Source organism: Labilibaculum sp. DW002, from assembly GCF_029029525.1.
GTDB classification, from domain to species: domain Bacteria; phylum Bacteroidota; class Bacteroidia; order Bacteroidales; family Marinifilaceae; genus Paralabilibaculum; species Paralabilibaculum antarcticum.
Window position 1 is genome coordinate 111,241 of the sequence record NZ_JAKJSC010000001.1, and the last position, 14,869, is coordinate 126,109.

Sequence of the window (14,869 nt, forward strand, 5' to 3'; positions counted from 1 at the left end):
GATGAAGAAAAGCTTAGCCTTTATCTCTTTACTGATATTATTTGTGGGAATGGAATTTGCAGCCTTTTCACAACAGCAACGTTTTCCAAAACCGGAATTTGAATCGGGATACGAACAACCTGTTGCCTCAATGCCTGCACCTCGCGATGGCATGTTTGCATTCTTGGATGTAATGGTATTAATTGCAGCACTTAGTTTAATCACTTGGTTTATTCTGAAGAAAAGATCAAGAACTGGCGTAGTAACAGTCTCTATTTTTTCCATTCTGTACTTTGACTTTTTCAGAGAAGGATGTGTCTGTTCTGTCGGATCAGTTCAAAATGTCGTATTAGCACTTTTTAATCCCGGCTATCACATTCCTTTATCGGCATTGGCCTTTTTTGTAATTCCACTGGTTTACACTTTATTTTTTGGTAGAACTTTCTGCGCTGGAGTCTGTCCTTTAGGAGCAGTTCAGGATGTATTTCTGATGAGACCAGTTACCTTGAAGAAATGGTTGCAAAAAGTCTTGGGATTAATTCCTTATATCTATTTGGGCTTGTCCGTATTATATGCAGCAACGGCTACAGACTTTATCATTTGTCGATACGATCCTTTTGTAGGGATTTTCAGATTCAATGCTACCTTTTTCATGTTCGCGATTGGTGCGGCCTTCTTGTTGATTAGTGTTTTTATTGCTCGACCATATTGTCGTTTCTTTTGCCCATATGGTGTGATTTTGAATCTAGTTAGTAGAGTTTCTAAAAATCATTTGACCATAACACCTTCCAATTGCATTCAATGCAAGCTTTGTGAGAATTCTTGTCCTTTAGATGCCATTAACAAACCTGTTGTGGTGAAGCAAATGGAAGACAAGCGATCAGCAACCAGAAGATTCATCTTACTTAGTTTAATTATACCAGCACTAATGATTGTTGGAGGTTGGACAGGTGCAAATTTCCATGAGAATCTATCAAAAGTAAACGCGAAAGTGCGCTTGGCGGATGAATTACTTCATTTCGATTCAAAAACCATGAAAGAAAGTCTGGAAATAGAAGGCTTCAGAACTTCAGGCCAAACAGTAGAAGAATTGTATTTGGAAGCTGCAGAAATTGTAGAGCAATTCTATTATGGTGGTTGGATATTGGGTGCTTTCATTGGATTGGTAATTGGTTTGGCTTTGTCAGGATTATCAACCTATCGATATAGAGAAGATTACACACCAGATAAAGGTGAATGTGTGAGTTGTGCACGTTGCCTAAAATATTGCCCTGTTGAAAAATAAAACCTATAACGACCTGACAGCGTTTTTTTAACCTGTCAGAGTCTTGTTAAAATATACTTTGTGTCCCTTTGTGAAGAACTTCGAGCTTCCTTAGTGGTAAAAAATAAAACTTAGTGGTAAAGCATATGAATAACAAGTTTAAAATAAATCGTACCAACCTGCCTCTTTGGAGAGGAATAGCTCTTGTGGCAGGAATATTCTCTTTCATAATCTGCATGTTGGTTTTGGTAAACTACATTCAAATCAATCGAGTTGATCCTGTAAACACAGAGATCATCAATAGTTTGGTTGATCGTTTGAATGAAAATCCAAATGATGAGCAGTTAAGAGAGCAAATTCGTGAAATGGATCTGTTGGTGCGAAAAGCATACTTTACAAATCAATGGCAAGTAAAGGCTGGAGGATATTTATTGCTTTTTGGAGTTATCGTAATGGCAATTGCTCTTCATTTATTTTATTCAGGAAAGAAAGAATTACCAAAAGTAACAGAGGAAGAAGAGGAGAACATTATCCTTTTCCGAGAGAAGGCAAGAAAGTGGATTGTGATTGGTGGTTTTGGAATGGTCGGAATCACATTGGTCTTTGCATTCCTTACTCATCAGGAATTGGGAAATCAATTTACTGTAGCGGCTAAAACAGCAAAAGCGGAAGCAGAACAAGAGCAGACACAACAAGTAAGTGAGGTAATTGAAGTATCTGCAGAAGTAATCCCAGAAAAGAAAGAAGAAGTAAAAGAGGAAGAAGTTGAAGTAATTGTTGAAAAAGCTCCTGAGGAAGTAGCAGTTGAAGTTCAAGAAGAACCTAAAGAAGTAGTACCAGCTAAAACTGTTGGAAAATATACAGGAACATATCCTACTAAAGAAATGATGGCCAATTTCCCATCTTTCCGTGGCCCTGGAGGAAATGGAATTGCTTACCAAAAGAACATACCAAATGAATGGGATGGAGCTAGTGGAAAGAATGTCCTGTGGAAACAGCCAGTACCTATTCATGCCTACAATTCTCCAGTTATTTGGGGAAATAAACTGTTTCTGTCAGGTGCGAACGCAACCAGTCGCGAAATTTATTGCTACGATAGAAACAATGGAAAATTGCTTTGGACAGCTAAAGTAGAGCAAATTCCTGGATCACCTGCAACTTCACCTGACGTTACACCAGATACAGGTCATGCAGCATCTACAGTTACAACCGATGGAAAATCAGTCTTCGCAATTTTTGCAAATGGAGATGTTATTTCTGTCGATATGAATGGTGAAAAACAATGGGCAAAAAATTTAGGTGTTCCTGATAATCATTACGGGCATTCATCTTCATTACTCATTTTTGAAGACAAGCTAATCGTTCAGTACGATCAAAAGAAATCCGGAATGGTATTAGCCTTATCCACAAAAGATGGATCTGAATTGTGGAACACTCCGCGTAAAGTTAGAGTTTCTTGGGCATCGCCAGTAATCGTAAATAACAATGGTCAAATAGAGGTCTTATTAGCTGCCGATCCTAGTGTTGCTTCTTACGATGTGAATACGGGTAAAGAATTGTGGCATTTGGATTGCATTACAGGAGAAGTTGGACCATCGGTAGCCTTCGCAAATGGAATTGTTTATGCTTTAAATGAATATGCTAGTTTGGTTGCCATTAAGACTGGTGAGAAACCAGAAGTGCTTTGGGAAGCTTACGATTACCTTTCTGATGTACCAAGTCCGATCGCATACAAAGACATGTTATTTATTGTAACCAGTTACGGTGCGGTTGCTTGTTATAACGCAACATCAGGAGAAATTCTGTGGGAACAGGAATTTGATAATGGATTTTATTCATCACCAATTTTGGTAGATGGCAAGATATATTTATTGGATCGCGAAGGTGTGATGCACATTTTTAAGGCTGATAAGCAATATGCATCAGTTGCGACTTCATCATTGGGAGAAAAATCGGATACATCGCCAGCTTTCGCTGATGGAAGAGTATATATCCGTGGAGAGAAAAACCTTTATTGCATAGGGAAATAATTATGGAGAAGATATTCAATTTTGTAGATGGAGTTGTTGGGGAATTGGGAGGTGAGCCAGATAAGGTGATTCCAATTTTACAGGCAATTCAAGGAAAATATAATTATTTGCCAGAAGAGGCTTTAAAGCGAGTTTGTGAGATCACAGATATTACTCAGTCTCAGATATCTGGTATTTCGACTTTTTATTCTCAATTCCGACACCAGCCGGTAGGTGAACATATCGTTCGTGTGTGTGTAGGTACAGCTTGTCATGTAAAAGGTGCAGGACAGGTTTACGACGCTTTTCGAAGAGAATTAAAGTTAGCTGCTGACTCAGATACCGATGAGCAAAAAAAGTTTACGCTGGAAGAAGTAGCTTGTTTAGGCTGTTGTACGTTAGCTCCTGTTGTTCAAATCGATGATGTAACTTATGGTCATGTAGAGACAGGAACAGTTGCTGAGATACTTGAGGATTTTAAAAATCTGGCGCCAAGCGAAGATAAAATTGTACGAGAAGTTACCGAAGAAGGTATTTCGCAAGGTGAAATTCGTATTGGCTTAGGCTCTTGTTGTATTGCCAGTGGTAGCTCTGGTGTAAAGGAAGCTTTGGAAGATACTCTAGATACTAGTGGTATTAATGTGGATGTGAAGCAAGTTGGTTGTGTTGGGGTGTGTAATCAAGTTCCTATGTTAGAAATCCATAAAAATGGGGAAGAAGCAGCTTACTATACCAAAATAAATGCAAATGAAGTTGGTGATATAATCGAGAAACATTTTCAATCTAAAAGTTGGATGAGTCGTTTTAAGAATCGCTTTTACAATTATGCCGAGAACATTACTTTCTCTGATATTCCAAAGAGTTCAAATAGATATAACGCCAATGAAAAAGATACACCAATTGCAGAATTCTTAAAAGGTCAAATTAATATCGCAACCGAATATCGAGGTGAAATTCGACCTTCAGATTTTGAAGAATATAAGAGTAAAGAAGGATTCAAGGCTTTGGAAAAATGCTTGAAAGAAATGAATCCCGATCAGATTATAGATGAAATTGAGAATAGTGGACTGAAAGGTCGTGGAGGCGCTGGTTTTCCATCAGCCATTAAGTGGCGTTTGGTTAAGCAAGCTCAATCTGAAAAGAAATATATTATCTGTAATGGCGATGAGGGTGACCCCGGCGCTTTTATGGATAGAATGCTGTTGGAATCCTACCCATTCCGTGTAATCGAAGGAATTATCATTGCTGCTTATGCTGTTGGTGCTACAGAAGGACGATTGTACATTCGTGCAGAATATCCTTTGGCTGTAGAACGAATCAGAGAAGGCATTAAGATCTGCAGGGAGAAAGGTATTCTGGGTAAAAACATCTTAGGATCAGATTTCTCTTTCGATATGGAAATTTTCGAAGGAGCGGGAGCTTTTGTTTGCGGTGAAGAAACAGCTTTAATTGCTTCAATAGAGGGGCAACGAGGCATTCCAAAATTACGTCCACCTTACCCCGCAGAAAAAGGACTTTGGGAGCAACCAACCCTTATTAACAATACGGAAACTTTCTCATTGGTGCCATGGATTTTAAGAAATGGAGCAGATGATTTCAATAAAATTGGAACGGAGAAAAGTAAAGGCACCAAGGTGTTTGCTTTGGCTGGAAAAATAAATAGAGGTGGATTGATTGAAGTTCCAATGGGTATCACAATTCGTCAGATTGTTGAAGAAATTGGTGGTGGAATTGCAAACGGGAAAAAATTTAAAGCGGTTCAGATTGGAGGTCCATCGGGAGGTTGTATTCCGGCTGATATGGCTGATACAACCATCGATTTTGATTCCTTGAAGGAAGTGGGAGCCATGATGGGATCGGGAGGACTAATTGTTCTCGATGAATCCGATTGTATGGTTGATATTGCTCGTTACTTTTTGTCATTTACTCAGGAAGAATCTTGTGGACGATGTACCTTCTGTAGGATTGGAACCCGAAGAATGCTTGAAATTCTTGATAAAATTAAATCAGGAAAAGGCAAGCTTGAGGATTTAGATTTGCTAGAGAAATTAGCCATCAATACAAAGAAAGGAAGTATTTGTGGTTTGGGACAAACAGCACCAAATCCAGTTTTATCGACTCTGAAATATTTCAGACACGAATATGAAGCTCATATCAAGGGAACTTGTCCATCAGGTAAATGTGAAGATCTGATTTTGTATGAAATCGAAGACGAGTGTACAGGTTGTACGAAGTGTGCACAACGTTGTCCGGTTGATGCTATCGAGGCAAAGCCATATGAATTGCATAAAGTCGATAACGAACTTTGTATTAAGTGTGATATTTGCAGGCAAATTTGCCCTGTTGATGCCATTGAAATTAAATAACTAAAAGACCTGACAGGTTTTTAAAACCTGTCAAGTTTATAGATAATATAAAGATGCCAAAACTAACAATAGATAATATAGCCATCAATGTTCCGGAAGGAACAACAATTCTCAATGCAGCTCGATCTGTTGGAATCGATATTCCGAGCATGTGTTATTTGGATGGTTGTTCTAATCACCCAACTTGTATGGTTTGCATGGTGAAGGATACGCAGACAGGTAAAATGATGCCATCATGTGCAACAAAGGTTGTTGATGGGATGAATTTGGCAAGTGAGGATGCTGAAGTTTTTGAGGCAAGAAAAGAAGCGGTTGAACTTCTGTTAAGTGATCATGTTGGTGATTGTGAAGCACCTTGCCGAGTGGCTTGTCCTGCTTTTATGGATATCCCAAAAATGAATCGTTTCATTGCACAAGGGAAGTTCGATGAGGCTCTTGAAATTGTAAAAGAAGAAATTGCTCTGCCACATATTTTAGGACATATCTGTTCTGCTCCGTGCGAGAAAGTTTGTCGTAGAAAAGATGTGGATGAAGCGGTATCAATTTGTATTCTAAAAAGAATTTCTGCTGTAGAAAAATCGGATATTTATCTTCCAGAAAAGAAAGATGCAAGTGGGAAAAAACTTGCTGTTATTGGATCTGGTCCAGCTGGATTGTCGGCGGCTTATCATCTTGTTTTGGAAGGTCATTCTTGTGCGGTTTTCGAGAAGGAAAATAGCTTAGGAGGAAGCCTTAATTTATCTGTTAAAAATGGAGAGTTGCCTCAGGATATTTTGACTCATGAAATAGAACTGTTGAAGCAATTTGGTGTTGTTTTTCATACCAATCAAAAAATAGAAAAAGAAGACTTGAAAAAAATCAATTCTGATTTTGATGCAGTAATTCTAGCAATTGGAAATGTATCTGATGAGGGAGAGTTTTTAGGTCTAAAAGCAGCGAAGACTGGAGTGTGGGTTGATGCCGACACATTCGCTACCGAAACCAAAGGAATTTTTGCAACTGGTAGTATAATCCGACTTCAGAAAATGGCAGTGAAAGCAATTGCTATGGGCAAAGAATGTGCCTGGTCGGTAAATGAATTTTTACAAAAAGGAGAAGGGAAACCTACAAAGAGAGAATTTAATTCACGGTTTGGAACCTTGCGAAAAGCAGAGGTAGAGGAGTACCTAAAAGAGTCGGTTGAAGGAGATCGTATAGAAGCAAAATCTGACAGAGGATTCACAAAAGAAGAAGCAATTGCAGAAGCAAAAAGATGTCTTCATTGTGACTGTAGAAAATTAGATAATTGTAAACTTAGAACTTGTGCCGAAACACATCAGGCCGATCGCAGAAGATTTCTATTTGGTGAAAGAAACAATGTTGTGAAGTACTTCAATCATGAGAGTATTGTTTACGAACCAGAGAAATGCATAAAATGTGGTTTGTGCATAGAAATTGCAGGGAAACACAAGGAACAAACCGGATTAACCAATATGGGTAGAGGTTTTACCGTTAAAGTAGCAGTTCCATTCAATCAAGAAATTGATAAGGCATTAACTGTTGCGGCAAAAGATTGTGCTGAAGCTTGTCCAACAGGAGCGATATCGCTTCGCTCTAATTATTAATTACGAATTATCAATTAATAATAAAAAGAAAGACTTGACAGCGTTTAAATAGTAATTAAGAATTATCGATTAAGAATTAATAATTAAAAAATAAGTGAGGCATTTCGACATGAAGTCCGGAGATCGGGACCCATTTAGTGAAGATGGCGTTAAGAACAAAAATCTGTTTGATTCGATATAATTTAGCGGGACTCATCGATTTCGTTTCTCTCAATTGAGCAAAGCGAGTTCTTTTTGTTTAGTGTTCAAGCTATTAACGGGTGGTTGAGGACGAACGTCAAAGATTTTTTCTCTAGTTTTTTATCTTTAAAAAAGTAGAAGCCTGTCCGGCTAAAGGACAACGAAAAAAGTAAATGCAGAGGCTTGTTAAAATAGGCAATAGCATTGAAATGAATGTTGAAATAAAACCTCACCCTTAATCCCTCTCCTTAAGGAGAGGGAAATTAGAATCTAAATAAAGGTTGGGGAATATGAAATAACGATCAAAGCCAAGCTCCCCTTCGCCTTTAGGAGAAGGGGCTGGGGGATGAGGTTAATTAGAAATTATTAATACGAATTAATTTAAAACGACCTGACAGCGTTCTTGAACCTGTCAGAGTCTTGATAGTTATGAAGCAAATAATACTTAGCATATTAGCAATGGTTTTGAGTCTATCATCAATGGCCCAAAACAAGTACAACTGGTTATCATTTCGAGGTAATTCTAAGTTAACAGGTATTACTGAAGCAAGCATACCAAAGGCTCCAAAGCTTTTGTGGACCTATAAAACAGATGATGCGATTAAGTCGTCACCTATTATTAGCAATGGGACTGTTTTTGTGGGCTCCAATGATGGGAAAATGTATGCCATTTCAAAAGATGGTGAACTAAAATGGACATTTGATGCTAAGACTTCAGTTGAGGCTTCACCTCTTTATTTGGATGGAAATATATATATCGGATCCTTGGAGGGAAATTTCTATTGCTTAAATGCCACTACTGGCGAGCAAAAATGGAAATATACTACAGACGGACAAATCTCTGGATCAGCAAGTTGGTTTTACGATAAAAATACGAAAACGAAAAAAATACTTTTCGGTAGCTACGATTACTTCTTGCATTGTGTAGATGCCAAATCAGGGAAAGGTCTATGGAAATATGAGTCTAACAATTATATTAACGGCGCTCCTGCCTGCGACGGAAAAGTTGTAGTCTTTGGAGGTTGTGATGGCTTCATCCACCAAGTTGACGTAAAGACAGGAAAGGCTAAAAACAAGTTTGATATCGAAACCTATATCGCTTCATCTATTGCTTTAGATGATGTGCGCTGTTATTTTGGAAATCATGATGGTGAATTCTTTTGTATTGATTACGAGAAGAGTGTCATCAAGTGGAAGAAGGAGGGTGCAATATCGTATTTAGCTTCTCCGGCAATTTCTGCAGATCAGGTAATTATTGGAGCGGAGAACAGACAAGTATATTGTTTCGATAAGGCTAGCGGAAAAATCCAATGGCAATTCAAAACCAAAAATAAAATAGAAGCATCTCCTGTAATTGCAGGTAATTCGGTAGTTATTGGTTCTGGAGATGGCAGAATATATGTGCTGAATCGCAAAACGGGTCAACAAATTTGGTCGTACGAAATTGGTAGAGCCATTGTAGGAACGCCTGCTGTGGTAGAAGGAATGATTGTTGTTGCTTGTATGGACGGAAGCATTTATGCTTTCGGTGAAAAATAAGAGCGAATGTTCTTCCGAATTGATTCGCTGGCAAGCATGTAAGGTATAAAGAACAGCATGGAAGACATAAGGGCAAGCATGGAACACTTGAAAGTGAGCATGAAGGAGTCAAAGTTAATCCTGTAAGGTTTGAAGAGCAGTATGGAAGACATAACGGCAAACATGGAACACTTGAAAGTGAGCATGAAGGAGTCAAAGTTAATCCTGTAAGGTTTGAAGAACAGTATGGAAGACATAAAGGCAAGCATGGAACACTTTAAGGCCATCATGGAAGACATGAAGGCAAATGTATAAGACTTATAATTTGACAGGAGAGACTTGTAAGCAAAGATTGATATTTTGAGACTTGATAGGGTCTCATAACAATAGAAAGAAACAGATTATGATTGTAGAACTTAAGAACATCACCAAATATTACCAAAACTCTGGTAGTGCAGAGAAGAGAATCATTTTAGATGATCTTTCCTTAGCCATTGCAAAAGGAGAGAGTATCGCTATTGTGGGGCCTTCAGGATCCGGCAAAAGTACTTTGCTGAATGTGATTAGTTCATTGGATACCTGCAATTCTGGTAACATGATTTTTGATGCACAGGATTTATCGAAGCTAAATGAGAAGGAATTAGCCAATTTTCGCAATCAGAATTTGGGTTTTGTATTCCAATCTCATCATTTACTGCCGCAATTAAGCCTTCTTGAGAATGTCTTGTTGCCTTATCTTCCGGAAAAAGATAAAACTGTAAAGAAAGAAGCGGAGAAAAGAGCTTTGGACTTATTAGAGTTTGTTGGGTTGTCGAAACAGATTCATCAACGCCCAGGACAAATGTCGGGAGGGGAATGTCAGCGTGCTGCTGTAGTTAGAGCACTCATTCATCAACCCAAACTTATATTGGCAGATGAGCCAACAGGTTCTCTGGACAAAAAATCCGCTGAGCAATTGGGTGATTTATTGGTTGATATCAACGAAAAACAAGCTGTGTCCTTGGTAGTAGTTACTCATTCAATGGATTTGGCTAAGAAAATGAAGAAGATATACCAATTGGAGGATGGAAAATTGAATTTATTATAAACCTGACAGCTCGATTGTAGTAAGTGTTTCAGTAAAAATATCTATTAGAACCAATTATTAATGAATGATCCTGTTTTTAGTTTTATTGTTGAAATTCTAGGAGCCTTCGTAGTTTGGTCTTTTAATGGATTTAAAGGAAAGCTTTCAGATGAAATGGATGGGCCTTATGACTCGACAAAGAAGGGATACAGGAATATGATTATCTCTTTTATTATTCTGTTTATTGTATATCAAGTTGTAATTAATTTTTAGATAAAAATAACATCTGATAAGCTATTCGACACTAAACCTCTACTTTATAAACGCTATGTGCTAAAATATGACAATATTAAAATACATCATTAAAAGCTTTTGGTTCTTCAGGAAGCAGCATTTTGCAGTCTTTTTGGGAACAGTGGTAAGTACTGCGGTTCTTACGGGCGCTTTAATTATTGGTGATTCCGTAAAATATAGTTTGCGCGAATTGGTCGATTTGCGATTGGGAGAGGTAAACTATGCCATGCCAACTGGCGATCGTTATGTGAGAGCTGAACTGGCTACCGACTTAACGAAGGACATGACTGTGAATTTTGCAGCTGTTCTACAAGTAAAAGGCATTGTTATTCAGCCCGAAACACAGGCACGAACCAATAATGTTCAGGTGTATGGTATCGATGAAAATCTAAATTGGCTCGCCTTACAAGACTTGCCTAAACTTGAAGCTGATGAGGCTTTGCTAAGTGAGAATTTGGCAGAGAAAATGAAGTTATCACTTGGCGATGATTTTCTGCTTAGAGTAGAAAAGGGCAGTTTGATTCCTGCCAATGCACCTTTTGTTTCCGATGAGGATCAAACATTGGCTTTACGATTGAAAGTGAAAGCGATTGTAGGAGATAAGGAACTAGGTAGATTCAGTTTGAAAAGTAATCAGGTAGCACCTTTTAATGTTTTTCTATCGAGAGAATATTTGGCTCAAGAGATGGAATTGGAAGGACGAGCAAACCTATTACTTGCCAGCGATTCTGATAAAAGCTTAATCAAATTTAAAAATTACCTGGAGAACAATTGGCAATTGAAAGATGCTGGTTTAGAGCTTCGAGAGGTCAAAGGGAAAGATCAATTGGAATTGATATCCGATCGGGTGTTTATTGATACGCCACTTTCTGATACTATTGCAAACATGGATATTCAGCAACAAAGGCTACTTACTTATTTTGTAAATAGCTTTACTTGTCGTGATAAAGAAACACCTTATTCATTTGTTTCTGCCATTGATGGAGATTCTCATTTAGCAGATCTTTCACCGAATGAAATGATCATTAATCAATGGTTGGCAGATGATCTTCAAGCCAAAGTTGGAGACGAAATAAATCTAGATTACTTCGCTATTGGTGCCATGCGAAAGTTGGAGGAACGCAAACAATCTTTCATTGTTAAAGAAATATTACCTTCAAGTAATACTTTAATCGATCAGGCTATGATGCCTTCTTTTCCTGGCTTATCGGATGCAGGTAGCTGTAACGATTGGGAAGCAGGCGTACCTGTCGACTTCTCGAAAATCAGACCGAAGGATGAGGATTATTGGAAGAAATACAAAGGAACACCCAAGGCATTTATTGCCGAGGAAAAGGCGCTTGAATTGTGGAGTAACAAGTACGGAAAGTATACTGCAATTCGATTCGATAAAAAGGATTTGACCATTGCACAATTGGATTCAAGCTTACTTGCTGCTTTAAGTCCCGAGATGCTGAACCTTAGTTTTGCTTCGGTAAGGCAAGAGGGAAAGAATGCTGCCGATAATATGGTCGATTTTGGCGAGTTGTTCTTAAGTTTAAGCTTCTTTATCATATTTGCGGGTATTCTACTCACAATATTAATTTACTCTCTTAATCTGGATAGTAGAACCCAAGAAACGGGTATCCTTCTCGGATTAGGTTTCAGTAAAAGCAGAATTGTGCGAATCAGAATTCTAGAATCATTAATCACCATTATTTTGGGTGGTGCTATTGGTGTGTTAGGCGGAATACTCTACAATAAATTACTTCTTGATGCATTGAACTCGGTATGGACAGATGTTGTGAGAACCAATATGCTGAACGTCCACTTAAAAGGGAATACGCTGATTACGGGCTTTCTAATTGGATTGTTAATCGCTTTGCTATGCATTTTGGTGGTAACGAGAAAAAAGATGAAGAGATCGGCTCACTTGCTGATTAATGATGTTGCTGAGGATAGTGTTTCAGTTAAAAAGAGCAAGCTATCTATTTTGTTGGCTGTCGTATCCATTATAGGAACCTTTGCAATAATCGCTTATGCACTTGCATCTCCAAAGTTAAATGCAGAACTCTTGCTTTCGGCAGGTGGTTTATTCATGATTGGGGCATGTGCCATTTTCAATTGGTATTTGCAGCAATTGAGCGCTAAGAAAAGCATTACGACGCCTAGCTTGTATCAATTGGCAGTTAAGAATAGTGCAAGAAATCGAAAACGCAGTCTGGCAACCGTTGCTTTATTGGCCTTAGGTACATTCTCTGTATTAATCACAGGAGCCAACAGAAAAACCTTTTACGATACTGAAAATGCTGCAAGTTCAGGTACTGGAGGTTACGAGTACTTCTTCGAAACAAGTATGCCTGTCTTGTTCGATCTAAACACTGCTGAAGGCCAAGAGAAGATTGGCTTTTGGGAAGGTGATTTGGATAAAACGGTGAGCTTTGCTCAATTCAGAGCTTTAGATGGTGATGATGCTTCTTGTTTGAATTTGAATCAGGTTCAACGCCCAAGAGTTTTAGGATTTAATCCTAGTCAGTTTGATAAGGCTGGAGCCTTTTCATTTGCGATACTGCATAAAGATGTTGATCAAAAGCATCCATGGCAAGTTCTAGAAAAGGAATATGGTGAAGATGTTATTCCAGCTATAGCTGATCAAACGGTAATCGTTTGGGGATTGAAAAAAGCTGTTGGCGACACTTTATACTATCAGGATGAATATGGAAAAGAGGTGAAGCTTTTGCTGATGGGAGGCTTGAACAATTCCATCTTTCAGGGAAACCTTTTGATTGCTGATTCTTACTTTCAAAAGCATTGGCCTTCGGTTAGTGGTTCGAAGATATTGTTGGTTGATTATCCGAATGTTAGTGATGATCAATTCATGCAACAGTTTGAGAGTAATCTACAAGATGTAGGAGTAAGCGGAATGAAGACTTCTGATCGGTTGGCAGCTTTCTATTCTGTTGAAAATACGTATCTAAACATGTTTATGTTGCTGGGAGCATTAGGTGTGATGATTGGAACCTTAGGTTTAGGAATTGTTTTGATGAGAAACATATTGGAACGTAAAAAAGAGTTGGCTTTACTGGCCGCCATAGGATATCAACAAGGCAGTTTGTTTAAATTACTGTTTTTCGAAAATGTATTTTTATTGCTAGCAGGATTAGCGTGTGGTGTGAGTGCTGCTTTCATTGGAGTTCTGCCATCCATTCTTTCACCATCTTTTCAAATGCCAGTTGGCTACATTTTGTCCTTACTCTTTGGAATCTCAATTAGTGGATTAATCTGGATTTACATTCCAGCTCGCATGATCAAGAAATTTAAAATAGCAGAATCATTAAAAAACGAATAATAATTAACTATTACTATAAAACAAACCCAATGAAAAACCTAAGTATCGTATTAATCGCAGTATTATTTTTCGCTTGCAATGCAAAGCAGAAAAAAGTAACTGAATGGAGAGGTGAGAACCGCTCTGGTATTTATAACGAAACCAATTTGTTGAAAGAATGGCCAACAGAAGGACCTACTGCCTTGTGGGATGTCGAAGGAATTGGCAATGGATATGGATCGCCTGTAATTGCAGAAGGTAAGATCTTTTTGAATGGTGAAATTGATAGTGTAGCCTATTTATTTGCTCTCGATTTACAAGGGAAAACACTTTGGAAGACTGAGTTTGGTAGAGATTGGATGGTAAATTTTATTGGAAGCCGTTCAGCTCCAACTGTTGTTGATGATATGATTTATGTAGCTTCAGGTTTGGGAGATATTGCTTGTATACAGGCAGAAACAGGTGAATTGAAATGGAAAGTGAATATGCTAGAGAAATACAAAGGGAAGAATACTCGTTTTGGATATTCGCAATCTTTATTAATAGATGGTGATTTGGTATTTGCTGCCCCTGGAGGAATTGATAACAATATCATTGCTTTGAATCGTTTTACAGGCGAATTGGCTTGGACAAATCCAGGAGTTGGAGAGATTTCGGCTTACTGTTCTCCTTTGTTGTTAGAGTTCCCATCTCGAAAAGTTTTGGTAACTTTCTCAGACAATGCTTTAATGGGTATTGAATCGCAAACAGGAAAGATGTTGTGGACGGAACTGCAGGACACGTTATGCGATATCAATGGAAACACACCAATTTTTGAAGATGGTTATTTGTATTACGTTGCCGGATGTGGTAATGGAACTGTGAAAATGAAGGTTTCAGAAGACGGAAGTCAAATCACGGAAGTGTGGAGAAACAAAGAATTGGATAACATCATGGGTGGTGCTGTGAAATTGAATGGTAAAATCATTGCTTCCGGACATCGCAAGAAAGTTTGGAAAAGCGTTGATGCTGAGACTGGAGAAACAAGAGATACCTTGAAATTTGGTCGTGGTGCAACAATTGCTGCCGATGGAATGTTATATTGTTACAATGAAAGAGGTCAGGTAGGACTTGTAAACGTTACTCCTGAGAGTATGGATATTGTTAGCAAATTTAAAGTGACCAAAGGAACGAAAGAGCATTTTGCTCAGCCTGTTATCAACGATGGCGTTTTGTACATTCGTCATGGAGATGCTTTAATGGCATACGATATCAAGAAGAAGATTTAATAATCATTTTAGTG

At 38.2% G+C, this 14,869-nt stretch carries 9 protein-coding genes; all 9 read left to right on the forward strand.

Going from position 1 to position 14,869, the window contains the following annotated elements; translation table 11 throughout:
- Position 1 precedes the first annotated feature (1 nt).
- The 9 genes from L3049_RS00505 to L3049_RS00545 all read left to right on the forward strand — a co-directional run bounded on the left by L3049_RS00505 (position 2) and on the right by L3049_RS00545 (position 14,855).
- Positions 2–1,264 carry a 4Fe-4S binding protein gene (locus L3049_RS00505; protein WP_275107809.1) on the forward strand — a complete coding sequence of 421 codons (1,263 nt, stop codon included), beginning with the start codon at positions 2–4 and terminating at the stop codon, positions 1,262–1,264.
- A 125-nt stretch (positions 1,265–1,389) separates the two neighbouring features.
- Positions 1,390–3,273 carry an outer membrane protein assembly factor BamB family protein gene (locus L3049_RS00510; RefSeq protein ID WP_275107810.1) on the forward strand — a complete coding sequence of 628 codons (1,884 nt, stop codon included), beginning with the start codon at positions 1,390–1,392 and terminating at the stop codon, positions 3,271–3,273.
- A gap of 2 nt (positions 3,274–3,275) precedes the next feature.
- Entirely contained in the window at positions 3,276–5,618 is a 2,343-nt protein-coding gene (locus tag L3049_RS00515) for an NAD(P)H-dependent oxidoreductase subunit E (RefSeq protein WP_275107811.1), read from the forward strand.
- A gap of 53 nt (positions 5,619–5,671) precedes the next feature.
- Positions 5,672–7,222 carry a 2Fe-2S iron-sulfur cluster-binding protein gene (locus tag L3049_RS00520; RefSeq protein ID WP_275107812.1) on the forward strand — a complete coding sequence of 517 codons (1,551 nt, stop codon included), beginning with the start codon at positions 5,672–5,674 and terminating at the stop codon, positions 7,220–7,222.
- 609 nt (positions 7,223–7,831) lie between these two features.
- A complete protein-coding gene (locus L3049_RS00525; RefSeq protein ID WP_275107813.1) occupies positions 7,832–8,941 on the forward strand; it encodes a beta-alanine-activating enzyme beta-propeller domain-containing protein in 1,110 nt (369 codons plus the stop codon).
- Between the two features lie 382 nt (positions 8,942–9,323).
- Positions 9,324–10,007, forward strand: coding sequence for an ABC transporter ATP-binding protein (locus L3049_RS00530; protein WP_275107814.1), 684 nt, complete (start codon positions 9,324–9,326; stop codon positions 10,005–10,007).
- A 60-nt stretch (positions 10,008–10,067) separates the two neighbouring features.
- Positions 10,068–10,259, forward strand: a complete 192-nt coding sequence (locus tag L3049_RS00535; protein WP_275107815.1) for a hypothetical protein — start codon at positions 10,068–10,070, stop codon at positions 10,257–10,259.
- Between the two features lie 67 nt (positions 10,260–10,326).
- Positions 10,327–13,608 (forward strand): ABC transporter permease, encoded by a 3,282-nt coding sequence (locus L3049_RS00540; RefSeq protein WP_275107816.1) that lies wholly within the window; start codon positions 10,327–10,329, stop codon positions 13,606–13,608.
- 29 nt (positions 13,609–13,637) lie between these two features.
- Positions 13,638–14,855: a PQQ-binding-like beta-propeller repeat protein gene (locus tag L3049_RS00545; RefSeq protein WP_275107817.1), complete on the forward strand. Its 1,218-nt coding sequence runs from the start codon at positions 13,638–13,640 to the stop codon at positions 14,853–14,855.
- Positions 14,856–14,869 lie beyond the last annotated feature (14 nt).